This is a genomic window from Paenibacillus phytorum, assembly GCF_013141715.1.
GTDB lineage: Bacteria > Bacillota > Bacilli > Paenibacillales > NBRC-103111 > Paenibacillus_E > Paenibacillus_E phytorum.
The window spans coordinates 70,443-90,998 of the sequence record NZ_WHOA01000237.1; the positions used below are offsets into that span (position 1 = coordinate 70,443).

A 20,556-nucleotide genomic window follows, 5' to 3' on the forward strand; every position below is an offset into this window, starting at 1 on the left:
TTGCAGCATGCACATTTTTCTCTGTTATTCGACAAAAATCGGCTGAGCGAACGCCCCGAATCCACCTTCCAAGTAGACAGCGATGCGGATATAACCTTCATCACCTTTGACCGTATACTTCACCTGTTTGATTCTTCCTGTTTCCTCATGAAGTATACGGCCCTCTTTACCGATCAATGTCACATATTTATACATTTTATCATATAATGGGCTCGACCGAAGATCATAAATAATTTGACCGTCTTCTACCCTAATTCCATCAAAGCCATAGCCTGTAGAAACATAAAAGCTGCCCTCCCGAATCGCGGTAAGAATAGCTCCATTCGTATTTTCTTCGGTGAGGACCATATTCCAGGCCCGTTTCTCCTGCCCGTAGACGTGTGAGTCATCATTTCCGAAGCCCCATACCCTGCGTCCTGCGGACAATAGGTAATCCCATTTATCAAAAGCGATGTCGTATTCCGGATTTCCATCCCCATTTACAACCTCAATACCATTGTACCGCTGCATGCTGAGCATATCTTCATGCCGCCAATAATGGGAGAAAAAACGGTTCGGATGAGCCAGTATAGATAGGCCGCCGTTCTCTACACATATATCAGAAAGTCTCTGATAATTAGCAATCGAAAATTCATTGGAGTAGCCGTCCATAAGAGATTTCGGAGGGTGGACAAGCAGCATGTGCGTTTGCGAACTGCTCACCTCAATGGCTTCAAATACAGTTCCAAGCGTGTGCTCACCCTCATGCTCGGTAATCAGATCATGATCGGATATGCCTAGAAAATCATAATCATGATACATGCGGTACACCGTCGAAAGCGGATGATGCCCGTCACTGTTTGTCGTATGATTATGAAAGCTGCCTCGCAGCCAGATGCCTTGTTTGTCATAGGGATTTGTTATTGAAGTCACTTACAACCTCTCCTCTTGGGCGTTTATTCTTTGACCGAACCAATCATCGCACCCTTGGCAAAATACTTCTGAATAAAGGGGTAGGCAGCAATAATCGGTGCCACAACCACGATGATCGTCGCCATCTTCAGGGAATCTCCGGTAAGCTGCATGCGTTCAAGCATTTGATATTGCGTCGTACCGGCGGCCTGCATCAGGGATTCCCGAATCGCATCCTGTTTGGTTAACATCTCCTGCAGCAGGGTAGATAAAGGTCTAAGCGAAGCGGTTCGGACAAAAAATGCACCTGTGAACCAATCATTCCAATGAGTCACGGCTGTAAACAATGAGATCGTTGCCAGCACAGGCTTGCTGAGCGGCATGATAATCCGCATAAAAATACCAAAGTCGCTGCAGCCATCCAGCTTTGCTGATTCCTCTAGACTGATGCTAATTTGCAGGAAAAACGTCCTCATGATGATCAAATTCCACGCACTGTATAGTCCCGGAAGGACATAGACCCAGATCGTATTGGTCAAATGCAGACTTTTGAGCAGCATATAATAAGGAATAATGCCGCCAGAAAACAACATCGTAAAAAAGATCATAAGCGTAAAAAATCGTACGCCCGGCATCGTCTTGCTTTTTAGCGTATAAGCAGCCATAGCTGCTAAAAACACGCCTGCGATGGTGCCTAGAGCCGTACGAAATATGGATATGGCAAATGCCTTGCCGATATTAGCCGATGTAAACACTTCACGATAATTTTCAAGCGTCCAAACGCGAGGCCAGAAATAGATTCCTCCTCTTTCCGCATCCTTACCTGCGTTAAAGGAAAGTGCCAGTATATTTAGAAAAGGCAATATGATGGACAGGCACAGGAGAATAATGAGTGCATAATTAACGAACTTGAATATTTTTTCACCTGCTGAGAGCTTATAAAATTCATTTCCCACGTTAATCTCTCCCCGTACTAAGAAGTGCGCTCCCGCCATGATCTGGGGGAAGCGCCCGCTTCCCTACTCATCCATTCATTATTTGAGAATAACCTTTGTTTTAGGATCACTATCCTTCTTCATAAGCAATTCTTCGAATTTGTCCAAGCCAGCTGCCTGCAATTGCTTCTTCGATGCATCTAGAATTTTTTGCGCTTCATCCATGCTTTTGGCATAGAACGCGCGAATGACGCTTTCATTGTAGTTCGTTAAGGCTGTTTTTAATTCATTGCCTGTCGCTAGCTCGTTAATAAATGAAAGCGGACGATAGCCGTCGTTAATGATTGCGTTTTTCTTCTTCTCGTCATAGCCCCAGTACTCGGCTATTTTCAGAGGTGTCGCATTGGCTTCCGGTGAAACCGCATCGCCATACATCATTTCGCCGAAATCACCCAGCCTGTTGATATCCGTACTGCCGAGGTAGCCTCCCCAGCTATTCCCTACTCCCTCAAAGCCAAGCTCCATAGCCGCTTTCGGATCTTTGTTCCGTAGCTCCAATACTTCTTTTTTGACCAACGGATTGCCTTTGGCATCCAGCGTAAAGTCTCTTCCCTCTAAACCGTACTGCCAGAGCAGCTTGCCTTCACGACTGGCCAGGAAATCAGCCAATTTGACGATATCCTGCGGATTTTTCGTTGTTTTCGGAATCGACCAGGCCAAGGACCCGCTCTTATAGTCAACGGACATCTGGTAGCTTCCATCCACAGAATTAATAGGTCCAAGCGGAAGATAGCTCATATCTTTATTGAAGTCCAAATAGCTATGCATATCGCCGATAATGCCAAATGAACCGTTAATAGCTCCTTCAGTCGCTTTGTTTTCCTGCATCGCGTAATAATCAGGAGCCATTAGTTTATCCTTCAAAAGCTTCTGAACGAACTCAATACGCTTCATCGGATATTCCGTCTTGCTTTCGTGAACAATTTTACCTTCCTTGTTCTTTTCGAAGTGTTGGTCAGTCGCTCCCCAGGTCATATCATTGAACAGGGGTCCATTCTCGTGATTGCTATTGCCCCAATATCTAGGTCCAAGAGGGGTAATCACTTTTCCGTTTTTATCTTTGAAATTGCCATCTTTGATCTTCTGGGCCAATTCATACACTTGATCCGTTGTTTTAATCGTTCGAGGATCAACCTTCAGCGCTTCGGCAATATCTTTGCGTATAAAAGGACCTCCGACATACTTGCGTTCTTCGTAGCCGCCCTCTCTTTGAATGTTCATATGGACAAAGTAACTGGAGCCGTTAAATTCCGGACGGAACATGACACCATTCTTCGTATCAATCGGCAAATATTTATCATCCAAATATTTGCTGTATATCTTTGTACCTTTGATAAGAGGAGTCAGGTCAGTGAACATGTTTTCTTTGGCAGCTTTCAGAATGACTGGCATTTCTTGACGACCGCTGTTATTCAGATAATAAACGATGAAATCCGGTAAATCATTGGAAGCCAGCCCTGCAATCAGACCGTCAATCGCATGCTGCGAGTTTACACCATCCATTTGTAAAGTAATCCCTGTCATTTCTTTCAGCTTCTTGGCAATCTCCGGATTGATGTCTTTCGTTATATCATCGCTGTCAATAAACAGAAGCCCCTTGATGGTTCGGTCTGCAATCCAAGTTGCGGGCTTGCCGCTGCTGGCTGTGGTTGACGGTGTTGAGCTCGCATTGTCCCCTCCACCTGCTGGTTGACTGGAACTTTCACAACCGGCAAGCAGCAAACTTGCTGCCAAAGGCATAGTAACCCATTTGACCCATCTTTTGCTCATACAATACTCCCCTTATCTTTCAATTTTTATGAACAACACCCGAAGGCGTCCTTCAACAGTTGAAAAGCGGAAATCATGGTAACGTTACCATACTGATTCGTCAAAAAACTTTTTGGAGGCTCGATTAGCAGTTACAACAAGAATCAGTCCAATAACACCCTGCATTAAACCAACAGCAGTCGCATAGCCGTATTGTCCATTTTGAAGGCCTACACGAATGATATAGGTGTCAAGAATATCGGCTAACTCCATATTCCCGGGTGTTCTCATGAGATAAATTTGATCAAATCCCGCCTGCAGAATGCTGCCCAGCGACAAAATAAACAGGATCGAAATCGTTAACCGTATGCCCGGCAAGGTAACGTGCCAGATTTCATGCCATTTATTAGCGCCATCAATCTTAGCGGCTTCATGCAGCTCAGGATTAATACTAGCAATAGCGGCCAAATATATGATGGAATCCCATCCGATGCTTTGCCAAATATGGCTTCCAAACATGAGTGGATAAAAGTACTTGCTCTCCATCATGAAAAAAGTGCTTCCATCTCCGCCGAAGAATCGGATCGCCTCGTTCAACAGCCCCGTTTCGGGAGCAAGCACCCGCTGCATAAGGCCAATGACGATAACCCAGGAAAGAAAATGCGGCAAATAGGATATGCTTTGTGTGATCCCGCGAAATCTTCGGCTTCTAACCTCATTGAACATCAGCGCAAGCAGAATCGGAAAAGGCAGCCCCAAAAATACTTTGATACTGCTGATAATCAATGTGTTTGTAATCAGCTTCCCGCTTTGATAGTCGTTAAAAAAGGCTTTGAAATACGTCAACCCCACCCAAGGACTACCAAGGATTCCCTTGTTAAACTGGTAATCCTTAAAGGCTAGCATGAGTCCACCCATCGGGATATACGAAAAAATAACGAAAAATACAATACAGGGAAGGAGCATGAGATATAATTGTTTGTGCTGTAGTATTCTTTTCCCCAGACTAGCATTTTTCTTCTTCACCGCAGCGCCAACTCTAGCTTGCGGCAGATTCGTTTCCATGTTATGACCACCTTCCTATGGGTTTCTGTAAATCTTTCTGGTACCGATTCCATAATCCACATGAATAAAGAAAATTCTGTTGAAAAATCGTCTGGTAAGCGTTTTCTGAAATCGCTACCATATACATCTGCCTTTAGTATAAATCCATAATCTTCATTTGACAATACAAAATTTCATTTAATATTCTTAATTTTCTGTAAATGACAGCAGGATCATCGTGCAGCGAAAAACAAAAAAAGCGAAAAACGCGCTTTCAGCGGGAGTTCCACGAGCCGAAGCTCGTCGACAGTGCCTGAGAGGTCGAAAATCGACTTCTCAGCTGACCGTCCTACACGTCCGTACTGCATAAGCGCGGAAAACGCGCTTATTCGTGCTGCGCGTAAAGAAAAGAAGAGCCTGATTCATCCGCACTAGGATGAATCAGGCTCTTCTTTTCTTTTCCCATTCTTTACTTCTTCGAGCATCGACAAATCGACGAATTTGCTAAGGTTGAGCTCCTCTTTGTTAATGCCCTTAATATAGTGAGCATCGATGGACACCTTCGCCATCTCCTCCATCACCTTGACGTCAACGTCGGTGGTGAGCTTCAAACGGCTCAGCGAGGCTTTGATCAAGCCTTTGTCCATCCCTTTACCGCTGTATTGTTTCAGCTGGTTGTTGATGAGATCATAGGCTTGCTCCGGACTGTTCTGGATGAACGCGATGCCATCCCTATTCGCCTTGATCGCGCCTTTCACCATATCCCGGTGCCGCGCAATGAAGTTGTCGCTCGCGACCATGATGACCGTCGGATAATCGCCGTTGTTCGGCGGGATCGCCTTCCAGTCGACGACGACTTTGCCAAGTCCGGCTTTCTCGATCTGTGTCCCCCATGGCTCGGGGACGAGCGCCGCATCGATCTCCTTCTGGCGGAAGGAGATCAGCGCATCCGACGGGGATCGCACGATGAGGTGCGCACTCTCGGCACCTCTGCCCAAGCTTACACCTTCTTGCTGCAGCAGCATGCGCAGCGAGATTTCGTTCGTGTTTCCTTTGGACGGGATCGCGATCGTTTTATCTACTAAATCTTTAACGGTATTAATTTCCGAGCCATTACGCGCAACTAGTACAGCGCCGCCGTTATTTGAACCGGAGACGACCCGATAGTTCTCACTTTTCAAAAAGAAGGTTGTCGCAGGTCCAGGACCAACGAATCCGATATCGATATCCCCTGTCGCCATAGCGATAGATAGATCAGAGCCGTTATCGAAGGCTGTAACCTCAATCTTAACTTCGCTGCCCCATTCCCGGGCGAAATAACCTTTTTCCAGCGCGATGTAGGCTGCGGCATGTGTAACATTTTTGAATACGCCGACTCGTACCACTTGAGCTTTGCCTGTAGGAGTCAGCTTCTCACCACAAGCACTCAACATCGCAACCACGACTAGAAGCAGCATCAGCAGCCATGTACGTTTTCTCATCCGACCCGCCCCCTACTCAAGACTTCGAGCCCGCGAGGCCGTATCGCTCTAGTACTTTATCTTCGAGTTTCTTAAAGCAGAAGTGATCAGATACCGTGCCCAGTACCGCGATAATAATGACAATACACAGCATCAGTGATGTATCGCCCAGATTTCTTCCGTCCTGCAATAGTTGGCCTAGCCCAGCCCCTTTGGCAATAAGCTCGCCAGCAACAAGCGCGCGCCATGCGAAAGCCCAAGCCGTACGAACACCATTGATCAGATGCGGGAAAGCGGCAGGAATCATAACTTGCACGAATAAATTAAACCCATTGCCCGTCCCCATCGTCTGCGCGGCGCGCAAATAAATCGGGGGGATGTTTTTGATCCCCGTACGGCTGGCCAATGCCATCGTCCAGGTTGCTCCGAGTGTCGTAATGAAAATAACAGAAGATTCGTTAAGACCGAACCATATAATTGCAAAAGGCAGCCAAGCAATACTCGGAATGGTCTGCAAAGAAACAACCAGAAATCCAAGTGTATCATCCAGCATTCTGTAACGTGCGAATAGGAACCCAAGTGTTGTACCGATCAGCAAAGACAAAGCAAAGGAAACCAATAACCTCGCCATACTCGCAAATGTCGCTTGGAGCAGTTCTCCATGCACCAATCCATCATAGAAGGCTTGTAAGGTTTGGGTGGGCGAAGGGAACTTCCATCCCCATCCGAATAATCTAAATCCCGCCTCCCAAGCTATCAGAAGCAGTACCAGAAAAATCGTTCTTCTTGATGCTGTACTCATCGCCAGTCTCCTCCCTTACCACTTTCTCCAGCTCGTCTGCCAGCGCGTCCATGATCGAATTCTCCACATGATGGAGGACGGTGTCTGCGCTTTCCCGAGGTCTCGCCGCTTTCACGGCGAATTCCTTCTTAATAGTTCCAGGACGCGTGGACATCACGAATACACGATCCGAGAGGATCACGGCTTCACGAATGTTATGGGTAATGAAGAGGATCGTTTTGCGCGTACGCATCCAGATTTCTTCCAGTTCTTTATGCAAAATAAGGCGTGTTTGCTCATCCAAAGCGGCGAACGGCTCGTCCATCAGCAAAATCTCTGGGTCCATGGCAAGCGCCCGGGCAATTGCGGCCCGCTGCTTCATCCCGCCCGAAAGCTCATGCGGATAACGATCCGTAAAACGGCTAAGATGCACAGCTTTGATCTGTTCCATCGCCAGCTCGTAACGCTCTTTTTTACCAATACCCTTCTGCTTGAGACCGAAGGCTACATTGTCCAGCACTGTCAACCACGGGAATAGACCATGCTCTTGGAACACGACGACACGGTCCGCTCCAGCGCCGGTCACCTTTTTCCCATTCACCTGAATAATACCATCGCTCTGCGTATCGAAGCCTGCGACCAAATTCAGCACGGTCGATTTCCCGCATCCGGACGGGCCCAGCAAGGAGACGAACTCCCCTTTTTCAATTGTTAAAGTGATATTATCCAGCGCCTGATAGCTGCCGCCTAATCGCTGAACAAACGTCTTACTGACTCCCCTAATCTCGATCAAAATGCCTACCTCCACTCGGGCATGTCCCGTCGTTTTTCACCTAAAACAGCATTTTTAACCCTGCCAAGCCAAGTCCGATAATAAATCCGCATATCGCACCGTTGACACGAATCCACTGCAAATCATTGCCGAGCTTATCTTCCATCAACTGGGTCAGCTTTTCGTTCGTCAGCTTATCCAGATTTTCTTTGACGAGCAGACCGATTTTGCTGTGATTTTGCTCCAAATAAGCAGCGATTTGCTCTTGAATCCAGCTCTCGCCGCGCTGCAGCATATCCTCGTTTTCTTTCACTGAAACCAACATTTTACGAACCACCGGAACCACATGCTGAGGCACAAAATCGGGCTGATCCACGAAATCCTCTGCCTTCGCCTTCAACCTCTCTAACAGCCCCGATAATTTCTCATCGAGATCAAATAGGCCCGGCAGCTTCGCTTTCAAACCTTCTAACTCAGCCAAAAGCTTTGGATTCCGCTCAAGCTTGTTCAGTTCATTCCGAATAAAAGTCAGAACCGCTTCCCTGCGCGGATGATTCTTCGTTCGCATTTGCTCGATGTAGGAAAGAACGAAGTTCTGGATAATGCCCCCGATCTTCTCTTCATTCACCATACCGATGAACGCATTAACGGCAAATGCCATGAAGCCATTCGACTGCAAACCCTCGAACGCTTTGAGCGCCATAACGCCCAGCTGATCGCGCGTATCTGCCTTAACAGCCCATGCTTCCACTTTATCGATAACAAAATCAAACGTTTTGCCTTCATATCCGCCATCAACAATGCTGTCCACAATCGTACTAACGAGTCGACTCGTATCCACGTCTTGGAGTGCTTTATGAATTTCCTCCGCTAAAAGCGGCGTCAATTTGTCCAGATCAATCGCGTTTAGAGCCTGTTTGGCAAGTGTCGAAAGTCCTTTGTGAAGCGCCGCATTGTCCAGATGGCTCTCCGCAAGCTCAAGTCCACGTTCTAAGAAACGAATTTGCTGCAAACGAATACGAATGGTTTCTTTGGAAAGCAGTTCATTTTCAACCGTCGAGACAAGCGCTTTCGTGATCTTCTCACGATTCTTCGGCAATAGAGCCGTATGCGGAATCGGAATGCCAAGAGGGTGACGGAATAGGGCACTAACCGCAAACCAGTCAGCCAAGCCGCCTACAACTCCGGCCTCAAAACCACCCTGCAAAAAGGTTCCCCAAATGGTTGAAGATACCGGTGTGGGCAGCGTAGCCAGAAAGCCTGCTCCCATAACCCCTAAGGAAACCGTCGCTATATACTTTGCTTCTCTTTTCATTGTCATAACATCTCTTTCTGCTCGAAGTTAATAAATCATTCTTTCTATTTTATCACAAAATGCGACGAAAACCGTTCTCGAACCTTTTTTTGTTGAATACACTTCGTTGATGCGTAATAAATGAATGTGATGGCGTAAAGCTTTAGTTATAGGAGGAAATTTTCCATGTGCCTTAATGGGATAATAACACCCTGGCAGGAGCATTTATTCTGGGTCGAAATTTTACAGGATCATGCCATCTTTGTGGACGAGGCGCTAGCGAATGAAGAGGTGCAATGGATTACGATAGCCAAGCGTTACATCGGTGCTTTTACAGAACTGCGGAACCGCATTTTGAAAACAGACCCCGCACTGCCTGTCTCCTCGGCAACGATGATTCAGCTCTCTAAAGATATTTACCCTGTTGTTCAAGGATATTATCAATTCGAGGGCTATTTGCAGCATCTGCGCATTCAAAATAAAATCGTTGTCTCCTTAACTCCCGTCTATTTCAATGGGACCCTTTTGGAAAACGGAGAGTATATACGCATTCTGCACGATTGGATGAACGGCGTCCCTTATGAGCCCCTTCCGCTCGTTACGCTGGTGGAAATGTGGCTTGAGGATCAGCTCGGTCACGCTGTACTTCTTGGCAATCATTTGGACCCAACAGAAATGGAGCTAATCAAAACCACACAGCTATTCAGTCAACAATTCAGCGCCCACATCGTCAAAAACACTGAAATTCGCGGCTTCCTCCGCTTCACAGCACCTAACTTCCCTATTCAACAAAAGTTTGCTCGGCAGGTCGCCGAAACCGTCATCCGTTTTTACCATGTCGTCGAGGGGGTCATTCAGGATTATAAGGAAACCGAACTGCTTAGCCGGTTGACACTACGGTTTCTGGAGCATCATTTACCCGAATCGTGCTATTTCCTGCGTAAGCTGGCGGCTTATAATGTGGAGATTCTGGGGCTGCCGAATTGTCCGTTGACCAAGCCTTCTTTTGAGTGATTGAACCCTTACAAGGCTCCTACTTACATGCGACTTTAATTCAAAAGACCGCCATATGGCGGTCTTTTTGTCGAAAGCTTAAATAGGCATTTAACGGGAAAAAAGCATGCTAATTTCATCGAATAATCGTCTTCACGCCATATTGCTGGATTTCCTCCCGTTAATTTCCTCTGATTTGGTTAATTCGAGGGGTAATCACTGATTTAAATGGATATTTTCCAGTTAAGCAGCTCAGTTCCTTCATCAACGTAATATTAGCAGGAGGATTTCCTTTTAATTAAAGCAAGGAGAGAGCACCGACATTACAGTAAAAAACGAAATAAGAGGTACACTTCGACTTCATACAATAGAGCCAATCAATGGTTCTTTTGGTATTCTATCTCTCGCCTTCCCACTCCGCGTAAAACTGTTCGAGGTACTGCTCCATGAAGCGGTGCCGCTCCTCTGCCAGCTGCCGAGCGTAGGTTGTGTTCATAAGCTCCTTCAATTTCAGGAGCTTCTCGTAGAAGTGATTAATCGCGGTATCTTTCCCAGCGCGATACTCCTCCTCCGTCATATGCTCACGGGCCATGACGGTAGGATCGTGAATCGGGCGGCCTTTCCAGCCCGAATAAGCGAATACGCGCGAGATGCCTACCGCGCCAATCGCATCCAACCGGTCGGCATCCTGCACGACCTGGCCTTCCAGCGTGCGCATCGGTGGACGCGCGCCGCCCTTGAACGACATCGTGCTGATGATCTCCAGCACGTGCTTCACTTGCTCCGCCGGCGTGCCGCTGGCAGCGAGCCAGGCCTCCAGCTCGCGCTGCGCAGCAGCTGGATCGGCGTTCAGCTTCTCATCGACGACGTCGTGAAGCAGCGCCGCAAGCTCGCAGACGAAGCCGTCGGCGCCCTCCTGGGCAGCAATGCGCTTCGTCGTCTGCACAACGCGATAAATGTGCCACCAGTCGTGGCCGCTGCTATCGCGCTCCAGCTTCTCTTTCACGAGTGCCTCCGCCGCGAGTAGGATGCTCTCTTTCTCTTCTGTATTCAGATGTTCCCCGTCACGCTGAATCATTTCTTCTTCTTCCTCTTTCCTTCGGGAGACTTTCCTTCATTAAACTTGCCTTCCAGAGACTTTCCTACACCCGCTGGCATGATATCCTTCTCTTTTGCCTCTGTGTACTTCTGGATAATTTTCTTGAAGTTCTTGCCGTATTTATCCTCCAGCTTCGTGCCCATATCCTGCAGCAACTCGTGGATCACCACATCACGGAAAAAATTGTTCAGCAGCAGCTCCACCATCGCCGGATGCTCTGTCAACATCACCAAAGTCGGCTCATCACCGCCTCGAGTACCAATAATCGCCAGCTTACGGTCAATCAGCAGCGTAAACTTCCGCCCATTGCGTCCCTGCACACCATCTTCGCGTCCGTGAGGGAACAGATGAACCCCATTTGGCAGCTCCACTTCGCCAATCGTCGAAACCAGCAAGCGCACGCCTTGCGTTGGCACTAACCGAAGCTCTTCCTTCAGCAGCTGCGCTTCCTCCGACCATAGGTCACAGAGCGCCTCTTCCTTCGCCTTTTTGAGCTCAGTTCGTATACGCTCGATGACCTTAGCGTCTCCCTCCAAGCTGAAGTACTCAGAGCGGTGCGCATCCTGCTTCGGCATATGCGCTTTCACGTAGCGGATCGAGGCTTGCAGCTCCGCTTCAATTCGCTCGCCGATCTCTTCGATCGGCACGCTCTGATAATGCGTGGGCTCACCGTGACTAGTGAGCACAGCCCCCTTCTCCGCGAGCTTCTGCAGCGCCGAGTAAACATTCGAGCGTGAAACGCCAAGATGCTTGGCGATTTCGTAGCCCGTCTGCGTGCCGCTTTCGGCGAGCACGTGCAAGCACTTGGCTTCAAGGTCTGTGAAGCCCAGATTTTTTAAATGCAGATGAACATCCTCCATGCCAGCTCCCCTTTTCATCAATCCGTTATGATTTCTTGATCAATATTGTAACATGATTTTTCACTTCAAGTTGTATAGACTTCCGTTTTCATACCCAGTACTTTGTTTGCGTTTTTTAAAGGCCAGCTGTAGTTGGCCCAGCTACATTTAGAAGCGCTGTAATATAAAATTAGTCAAAGGTTTATAAAACATTAACATCTTAGATGCGCTTGAATTTACAAATAAATGGTAGTCTTTTAGAGTCATTCAAATTATTCGTGTATTTGAGAGGAGAAGATTACAAAGTGTTTAACTCAATAAACAGAATAAAAAAATGGGTCGGCGTATTGCTCGCGGCATTGATGATCATCGGTCCCGCATTATCTGATGCACAAGTTGTCCAAGCAGCACCTGATAATACCAAAGTTGTTTTATCGCAAGTATACGGTGGTGGAGGAAATAGCGGGGCTGAGTATAAGAATGATTTTATTGAATTGTATAATCCGACGAATTCAGATGTACTTTTGACTGGTTGGAAGGTTCGCTATAATAGCGCGGCAAATCCAATCAGTAGTGGAACTTCGACTACATTAAGTGGATCAATTAAAGCAAAAGGCTATTACCTTATTCAGCAAGCAGCTGGTACAGGTGGGACAAAAAATTTGCCCTCACCCAATGCAACAGGTACATTGGCCTTGAGTGGCACAAACGGTAAAGTCGACCTAGTTGATGCTTCCGGTGCACAAGTAGACCTGATCGGATACGGGACGGCCAATGAAAGTGAGGGGGCTGCAACTGCTGCTCTAACCAATACGACGGCAGCAATTCGTAAAACCGCTGCTGGTGGACGCGGACTGGATACAGACAATAACTCCGCAGATTTCATGGTGGCGTCACCCGATCCGAGAAACAGCACCTATGGATTCACGACCGATGCCGTTACTGCGAGCCCAGCTCCGAATGCTTGGCCACTCAACACTCAACTTACGCTGAGTTCGACAACCGCTAGCTCGTCTGTCTATGCCGAAGTATATACACAAGGAGGCACTGCAACAGGGATCTTCCAACCGAATACTACCCAAGTCATGTTAGATAGTCCCAAGACCATCAGAACTTACGCATCGGCACCGGGCTATTCAGACAGCTCCATATCGACATTCGAGTATACGATTCTTGGCAAAACCGATGTCGCAACAGCCAGAACAGCTGCTAAGTCCCGAAATGTCATGACACAGGGAACAGTAACGCACATTGATGAACAAGAAATGTATATCCAAGATACTACCGGTGGCATTGTCCTTTACAGTTTCCCGTCATTTGCGCAAGTGGGAGACATTGTTGAAGTCTCAGGATCAATGGATATCTACAATAATCTCCAGGAGATCAAACCGGTTACTGGACTTACATATAGTGTAGTTCAGCCAAATGCCGGTGTGCCTGCGCCGAAGCTGCTCACAGCTGCCGACTTGTCAACAGCGAACGGCGAACAGCATGAAGCCGAGCTTGTTTATTTGGAAAATGTAAATATAACGGATAAAAGTGGAAGCACGGTTACAGCTAGTCAGGGAGGACAACAGTTTACCATTTATTCACCTTTTCCCAAATTGGCAGTAGGCAAAACCTTTGAGAAAATAACGGGTGTAATCAAGCAGTTTAATGCTGTATACCAATTCATTCCACTTAATGAGAACGCATTGGTCGAAGAAACCTTCTCGGTTGTTGCGAATCCAAGTGCGGGCCGAATTATCAGAGGCAACCAAGTAATGCTCTCCAGTCCAACAGTCGGCGCCGCAATTTACTATACTGTGGATGGCACAGTACCAACGACGACAAGTCCTTTATACGCTGCACCTATAACAGTAAGTCAGGATGTCACTATTAAGGCCATCGCCAAACTAGGCGAACAGACAAGCGATGTTTTCACCTTCACTTATATCGCGTCTGAAGCTCCTCGGATTCATGACATTCAAGGTGAGTCCCACAAGTCGGAATATACAGGTCAAAACGTAACAGATGTTGAAGGGATCGTCACACAGTACGGTTATACATTTGCCACAGGTGCATACAAAGGCTTCTTTATGCAAGATCCGACTCCCGACAGCAATGTCAACACTTCAGAAGGTATCTATGTATTCACCACGGATGCTTTTTCGAAGCCAGCAATCGGCGATAAAATAAAAGTGACCGGCACGGTTGCCGAATATAATGAAGGAAGCGGCAGCAATCTAACATCCACACAAATTTCATCTCCTACAATAACTGTCTTGTCTTCCGGCAACGCCATTCCGAGTGCCGTCGTTCTTGGTAAAGGCGGCAGAGCGATTCCGTCGTCCATCGTTGATAACGACAAAATGATGAATTTCCAACCGGCAGAAGATGCGATCGATTTCTACGAATCGTTGGAAGGCATGCTCGTGGAACTGCCGTCTCCGACCATTCTCAGTCCCTACTGGACCAGCGGTACTGGGAATTCGTTACTTTACAACATCCCGACAAGAGTCGAAAATGATGTACCCGATGTCATTACTCCGGCTGGCGGACTCGTGCTGAAGGAGCTAGGCAATCTGAATCCGCAGCGCCTTCTGATCGCCTATGGAAACCCGGGGCAAGAGGTCAGCTCCGGCGATAGATTCAACGGAGATGTTACAGGCGTCATCGGATACAATAATGGCAATTATAAAGTGATTCCTGCATTAAACAGTTTACCAGCAATCATCAACAATACGTTCCAGCGTGAAACAACCACTCTTACATTTCATGAGGACAAACTGACTATTGCAGGTTACAACATAGAGAACTTTAACCCGGGCGTCGGTTTGGAGAAAATTAACAAGATTGCTCAATCGATCGTAGCCAATATGAAAACCCCTGACATTGTCGGTGTTGTCGAGATGCAGGACAATAACGGAGAAGCAAATGACGGTACCGTCGAAGCCAATATGGGTGCTGCGGCGTTGATCCAGGCCATTCAAAACGCTGGCGGTCCCGTTTATCAGTACACGGACATCGCACCTGTAAACAATCAGGACGGCGGAGCACCGGGCGGCAACATTCGAGTCGGATTCTTATATAATCCAGATCGGGTAACCTTGGCGGATAGCGTAAATGGAACGAAGGGTTCTTCCACAACGAAGGTGGAATACATTTCAACAGGAGATATGCTGAATTTCAATCCAGGGCGAATCGACCCAACGAATTCGGCGTTTGCCAGTTCACGAAAACCGCTTGCGGCTCAGTTCGAATTCAAAGGCGAGAAAGTAATCGTCATTGCCAATCATTTTAACTCCAAAGGCGGAGATAACGGTCCATTTGGCAATATACAGCCTCCGGTACTATCGAGTGAAACTCAACGCCATCAAATCGCTGCATTGGTGAACGGCTTTGTGAAAGATGTGCTGATTGCAAATCCGGCAGCCAACATCGTCGCACTTGGAGATCTGAATGACTTCCAATTCACCCAGACGGCAACCATCCTCAAAGGTAAAGAATTGGATAATCTGATAGACAAACTTCCGATCAACGAGCGATACACGTATACATTCGATGGGAATTCACAGGTGCTCGACCATATGCTGGTCAGTAAAAAACTGACGGAAGTATCCAAAGTGGATGTCATTCACTTGAATGCCGACTTCTCGCCAGCGGACGGACGAGTATCCGACCACGATGCGGTGCTTGCGCAGATTGATTTGAAGAGTTTGCCATTGCCCCCTGTCAACGATACTGACGGGACTCCAACGTCTCAGACGGGTACACCGAATTCTAACAGCAATGCTGAGCTATCAGGCATAGCCGTTCAGGAAACCAAGGGTACAACAGCTGATGGTAGGTCGGTAAGCATTGTCTCTGTAAGCAAAGACAAGCTGTTAGAAGTTTTGAATACTCTTCCGAAAGAGACCGTACAACTTCTACTCGAGAGTAAGAGCACAGATGCGGTAGTGAAATTCGAGCTTCCAGCAGAAACTCTATCAGAGCTTATGGCGAAATCACCTCAGGTAGGGATAACCGTAAAATCCGCTGCGGGTACTTACATTCTTCCAGCCAAAGGCTTAATCATTTCTGATCTTGTGAAAACACTTGGTAATGACGTTAAGGATGTCAAAATTATCATCACAATCGACAAAGTTGTTGACGCCAAGTCTCAAGATGTAGACAGCAAAGTGAAAGCACTTGGTTCTAAAATTGTTGGAGCTCCAGTAGATTTCACAATTACATTTGAAGCTAACGGAAAATCAGTAGAAGTTAATCAGTTTACTATGTACGTAGCGAGAAAGATGCCGATTCCAAGCGGCGTGGACTCGAACAAAGTAACGATAGTGAAGCTGGATTCGGATGGGACGCTTGTTTTCGTTCCTGCTATCTTCGGGAATGGCGAGGTCGAGCTATGGAGCTGCACCAACTCCGTTTATGCGATCATAGAATCCAATATCAGCTTTGCGGATGTGGTTTCTCACTGGGCTAAAAAGGATGTAGAGCTTTTAGCTAACAAACTGGTCGTAGAAGGTGTATCCAGCACAAGCTTCTCTCCGGAGGCAAAAGTCACTCGTGCACAGTTCGCAGCCATGCTGACAAGAGCACTCGGACTTGCAGAAGATAAATCGAGTTCTCGCTTTACAGATGTGAAAACTTCGGAATGGTACGCAGGTTCTGTGGGAGTGGCTGCAACTCAAGGTCTGATAGAAGGCTTCGAGAATGGAACTTTCATGCCTAACGAAGAAATCACAAGAGAGCAAATGGCCGTAATGGTAACAAGAGCCATGAAATTCGCTGGTAAAACACCAGAAGCAAGCACACCTACAGACAGCCTACTTGCCAAGTTCCAAGACCAAAACAAGATGAGTACTTGGGCTAAAAATGAAATTACGGCTTCCATGAAAGCAAGCATTATGGATGGAATGACCGATACAGTGTTTGCTCCTGAGAAGCAAGCTACTCGTGCTCAAGCAGCTGTCATGTTGAAACGTTTGCTTCAATATGTGAACTTTATCAACTAAGTGAACAGTTTACTTCATAAAAATAAGAAAATCCTCAGACTCTGCTGAGGACAATAATAAAAGCCGAATTAGTTGCAACCGACGTTACCCAAACGTCGGTTTTTTCTTTGTTTCGCACCAACACCGCAATCCGATCCTACAACTATTCCACTCTCCTACAAAGTCTCTACTTCTGCAATCTCAATATAATCCATACTTTTCAGCTCATCATACACTTCCGAAGCATATTTCCTATCAATATACACGATGAAATGCAGCTCTTGCTGCTCCTTGTTCAGCTCTTTAATGTGTACGCTTTTCATCTTGTAACCTTTGGCAATGATCGCTTTGATAATCGTAGTTAAGTTGCCGTCATGGGAGACGACGAGCCTCACGCGTAGGTCTTTCATAATTAGCGGTCTTGGACCCATTTTCTTAATAAAATAAGGCAAGAGAACGACGCTAATCATGATTAATACCAGTCCAAAAAAAGCTTCTACAAAGAAACCTGCCCCAACCGCGATGCCAAGTCCAGCCGCTCCCCAGATCATTGCAGCCGTCGTTAACCCGACTATGACATCATTATGCTTGCGAAGAATCACCCCGGCCCCGAGGAAACCAATCCCGCTGACTACTTGCGCAGCAAGCCGCATAGGATCCATGACATGAAGTCCCATAACCGCATATTTATTTGCTGATTCGATTGAAACTATCGTCAACAAACAACTGCTCAAGCAAATGACTAAAGAAGTTTTCAGCCCCAGCGGCTTATTCCTGATTTCCCGTTCCAGACCAATAATTAAACCGAAAATAGCGGAAATCCCTAATCTCATTAAAATGTTTACATCCACGGACAGCATCATTGCAAGTTTCTCCTCCATCTAAATTACCTTTACAATATCTTAACATTCCAATAGAGTAAATGACCATTTGTTAATTACAAAATCAACATATAGGGTCGGAAAAACGAGCTTACGTCTAACGATTGCCTAGATAGGCGCTAAAAACGCGCTTTCGGCTGGCATCCACCGAAATAGGCTCCGAAAACGCGCTTATCTCTAGGCGACACCGGCGCGAGGCCGGAATACGGAACCTGAGAAATCGGTTTCCGCGCTTTCGGCTGGCGTCCACCGAGATAGGCTCCGAAAACGCGCTTATCTCTAGGCGACACCCTGGCTAGGCCGGAATACTGAGCCTGAGAGGTCGGTTTCCGCGCTTTCGGCGGGTGTGAGCAATGGAGCACAGACGAATAAGCTCGGAAAATGCTCTTTCGGCTGGCGTCCACCGAGATAGGCTCCGAAAACGCGCTTATCTCTAGGCGACACCTTGGCGAGGCCGGAATATGGAGGCTGAGAAGTCGGATTCCGCGCTTTCGGCGGATGTGAGCAATGAAGCATAGATGAATAGGCTCTGAAAACGAGCTTTCGTCTGGCGTGAGCTATAAAGCCACACAAAACAAAAAGCCCAAGAAGAGTCTACACTCTTCCCAGGCTTCCCCGTTATATCCGAAACCGATATCCCGCTCCCCAGATCGTCTCGATGTATTGCGGGTTAGACGGATCTTGCTCGATTTTCTCGCGCAGTTTGCGAATATGTACCGTCACTGTCGCGATTTCCCCCATGGCGTCCATGCCCCATAGAAGGTCAAAAAGCTGCTCTTTGCTGTACACACGATTCGGATTCATCGCTAGATGGGTGAGCAGATCGAATTCTTTCGTCGTGAAGACGACTTCTTTCTCGTTTACAAAAACACGGCGCGCTGTTTTATCGATCATCAAACCGCGAATGCGGACTTCATCATTCCGCGTTTCGCGCCGTCCCATCAGCCGTTCGTAGCGTGCTAAATGGGCTTTCACTCTGGCCACCAGCTCGCTAGGGCTGAAGGGCTTGATCATGTAATCGTCAGCGCCGAGGCCGAGGCCGCGAATTTTATCGATGTCTTCCTTTTTAGCGGAGACCATCACGATGGGAATGTCCTTCTCACTGCGAATACGCCGGCAGATTTCGAAGCCATCCACTTTCGGCAGCATAAGGTCGAGAATAATGAGATCATATTCCGTGGAGAGGGCTCGCTGGAGCCCCTTGTCCCCGCTATTTTCGATATCGACTTCATAGCCGCTGATCTCCAAATAATCCCGCTCCAGCTCCGCAATACTTTGCTCGTCTTCAATAATTAAGATTCGACTCATTCTTCGCTCTCCCCCTGCTGACTAAGCGGTAATGCCATGTACACGGTCGTTCCCCGCCCAATGATACTGGATGCGCTGATTCTCCCGCCGTGCTCTTCCATAATTTGTTTGGCTATCGCCAGTCCAAGCCCGCTTCCTCCGGTAGCCGTGTTACGTGAAGGATCGGCCCGGTAAAACCGATCAAAAATATGAGGAAGCGACTCTTCCGATATGCCTTGACCTCTATCTTTTATTTGAATGACGGCATTGCCGTCTATCTCTCTCAACGTTAAGGTAATGTGACACTTACCTTCTTCACTATATTTTATCGCATTTTCGATAATGTTCAGCAGTACACGTCTGAGCTTGTCACGGTCTGCTGTTACATACAGCGGTGACTTCGGCAGCTCGGTGAGCGCGAACTGAACCCCTTTTTTCTCCATATCAAACTGCAATTCCTGCGCGCAATCCAACACGTATTGACCGAGATCAACCTTCTCGAATTGAAAGGGCACTTTGCCCAAATCCAGCTTGGAGAACAAAAATAATTCATCAATGAGCCGATCCATATCAGCTGCTTTGTTATAGATGGTTCGAATGTACCGATCCAGCTTGTCTGGGGAATTCGATACACCGTCCATAATCCCCTCGACATATCCTTTAATAGCCGTAACCGGCGTCTTGAGATCGTGGGAAATATTCGAAATAAGCTCCTTGCGGTTCTCTTCATATTGAAGCTGAACCTCTACGGATTTCTTAAGCTTACGACGCATTTCTTCAAATGCCGTACTAAGCTCACCGATTTCATCATCGGAATGCGGTACAATCTCAAAATCGAGATTGCCTTCCTTGATCTCCTCCGCTGCACGTTTGAGCGCTCTTAGAGGCCTAATAATACTGCGAGAAACGAAATATGTCAGGACACCATTCGTCAATACAAGAATGAGAATAAACGTAACAATGACAGATTTTGAAAATTGGTGAAGATACTTTTGAAAGGGACCGCCGTCGAGAAAAACGAATACAGAGCCTTTACTTTGATCTGAAAATAAAAAATCCTGCTGCCTAGTTATCCACAGGGAACCATGATTGCGCTGAAACTCACCCTTAGATGTGCCAAAAGAAGGCAGCTTGGAGGTGTCCTCAGCCTCACCCTGCTTAATATACGGTGAAACGTACGTAATCTCTTTATCCTTCCGGATGATGATGCCCATATTAATTTTGTGGAATCTTTCTTCTAGATCCTTCACAAAAACAGGATCCAGAAAAACCTCCGGTTCCGTATCCGTCTTCGCTTTCATATAAGCGACATTTTCTAGCTCTTGATCAACAACACGTTTGATCGGATTGCCTTGGGAGAAATCGACCTGAAAGACGGACTTCAGATTCCCAAACGTTGCGACGCTGATTAAGATCACGGCTAGTACGGAGAGCACTAGTGGTACAAGCAGCATGGCTATATAGGAAAGTACCAGCCGTAAACGAATCGACATCCGGA

The 20,556-nt window shown here is 47.1% G+C and carries 15 protein-coding genes; 2 read left to right on the plus strand and 13 right to left on the minus strand.

The window, feature by feature from the left end; all coding sequences use genetic code 11:
• Positions 1-24: 24 nt before the first annotated feature.
• The 8 genes from GC098_RS32790 to GC098_RS32825 form a co-directional block, all read right to left on the minus strand.
• Positions 25-912, minus strand: a complete 888-nt coding sequence (locus GC098_RS32790) for a CehA/McbA family metallohydrolase domain-containing protein (protein WP_171648098.1) — start codon at positions 910-912, stop codon at positions 25-27.
• A gap of 23 nt (positions 913-935) precedes the next feature.
• A complete protein-coding gene (locus tag GC098_RS32795) occupies positions 936-1,847 on the minus strand; it encodes a carbohydrate ABC transporter permease (RefSeq protein WP_312880483.1) in 912 nt (303 codons plus the stop codon).
• A gap of 78 nt (positions 1,848-1,925) precedes the next feature.
• Entirely contained in the window at positions 1,926-3,656 is a 1,731-nt protein-coding gene (locus GC098_RS32800) for an extracellular solute-binding protein (RefSeq protein ID WP_171648102.1), read from the minus strand.
• Between the two features lie 84 nt (positions 3,657-3,740).
• The gene (locus GC098_RS32805; protein WP_171648104.1) at positions 3,741-4,700 is read right to left on the minus strand and encodes an ABC transporter permease; all 960 of its coding nucleotides are present in this window, start codon (positions 4,698-4,700) and stop codon (positions 3,741-3,743) included.
• A 410-nt stretch (positions 4,701-5,110) separates the two neighbouring features.
• On the minus strand, positions 5,111-6,160 hold the full coding sequence (locus GC098_RS32810; protein WP_171648106.1) for an ABC transporter substrate-binding protein: 1,050 nt from the start codon (positions 6,158-6,160) through the stop codon (positions 5,111-5,113).
• A 16-nt stretch (positions 6,161-6,176) separates the two neighbouring features.
• Positions 6,177-6,941: an ABC transporter permease gene (locus GC098_RS32815; RefSeq protein WP_047687173.1), complete on the minus strand. Its 765-nt coding sequence runs from the start codon at positions 6,939-6,941 to the stop codon at positions 6,177-6,179.
• The gene (locus GC098_RS32820; RefSeq protein WP_171648108.1) at positions 6,874-7,713 is read right to left on the minus strand and encodes an ABC transporter ATP-binding protein; all 840 of its coding nucleotides are present in this window, start codon (positions 7,711-7,713) and stop codon (positions 6,874-6,876) included. Before GC098_RS32820 ends, GC098_RS32815 begins: the two co-directional genes overlap by 68 nt.
• Positions 7,714-7,753: 40 nt before the next feature.
• Positions 7,754-9,013, minus strand: coding sequence for a DUF445 domain-containing protein (locus GC098_RS32825; RefSeq protein WP_171648110.1), 1,260 nt, complete (start codon positions 9,011-9,013; stop codon positions 7,754-7,756).
• Between the two features lie 159 nt (positions 9,014-9,172).
• Here GC098_RS32825 and GC098_RS32830 point away from each other — a divergent pair, with 159 nt between their 5' ends.
• Positions 9,173-10,000 carry a DUF2935 domain-containing protein gene (locus GC098_RS32830; RefSeq protein WP_171648112.1) on the plus strand — a complete coding sequence of 276 codons (828 nt, stop codon included), beginning with the start codon at positions 9,173-9,175 and terminating at the stop codon, positions 9,998-10,000.
• Positions 10,001-10,376: 376 nt separating this feature from the next.
• Here the strand turns inward: GC098_RS32830 and GC098_RS32835 are convergent, their stop codons facing one another.
• On the minus strand, positions 10,377-11,057 hold the full coding sequence (locus GC098_RS32835; RefSeq protein WP_171648114.1) for an HD domain-containing protein: 681 nt from the start codon (positions 11,055-11,057) through the stop codon (positions 10,377-10,379).
• Positions 11,054-11,938: a TrmB family transcriptional regulator gene (locus GC098_RS32840; protein ID WP_171648116.1), complete on the minus strand. Its 885-nt coding sequence runs from the start codon at positions 11,936-11,938 to the stop codon at positions 11,054-11,056. Before GC098_RS32840 ends, GC098_RS32835 begins: the two co-directional genes overlap by 4 nt.
• A 284-nt stretch (positions 11,939-12,222) precedes the next feature.
• Between GC098_RS32840 and GC098_RS32845 the strand changes: the two genes are divergently transcribed.
• A complete protein-coding gene (locus GC098_RS32845; RefSeq protein WP_171648118.1) occupies positions 12,223-16,911 on the plus strand; it encodes an S-layer homology domain-containing protein in 4,689 nt (1,562 codons plus the stop codon).
• Between the two features lie 155 nt (positions 16,912-17,066).
• Here the strand turns inward: GC098_RS32845 and GC098_RS32850 are convergent, their stop codons facing one another.
• The 3 genes from GC098_RS32850 to GC098_RS32860 form a co-directional block, all read right to left on the minus strand.
• Positions 17,067-17,750 carry an MgtC/SapB family protein gene (locus GC098_RS32850; protein WP_376769363.1) on the minus strand — a complete coding sequence of 228 codons (684 nt, stop codon included), beginning with the start codon at positions 17,748-17,750 and terminating at the stop codon, positions 17,067-17,069.
• Between the two features lie 639 nt (positions 17,751-18,389).
• Entirely contained in the window at positions 18,390-19,079 is a 690-nt protein-coding gene (locus tag GC098_RS32855) for a response regulator transcription factor (RefSeq protein WP_029194561.1), read from the minus strand.
• A complete protein-coding gene (locus tag GC098_RS32860) occupies positions 19,076-20,551 on the minus strand; it encodes a sensor histidine kinase (protein ID WP_171648120.1) in 1,476 nt (491 codons plus the stop codon). Before GC098_RS32860 ends, GC098_RS32855 begins: the two co-directional genes overlap by 4 nt.
• Positions 20,552-20,556: the final 5 nt, after the last annotated feature.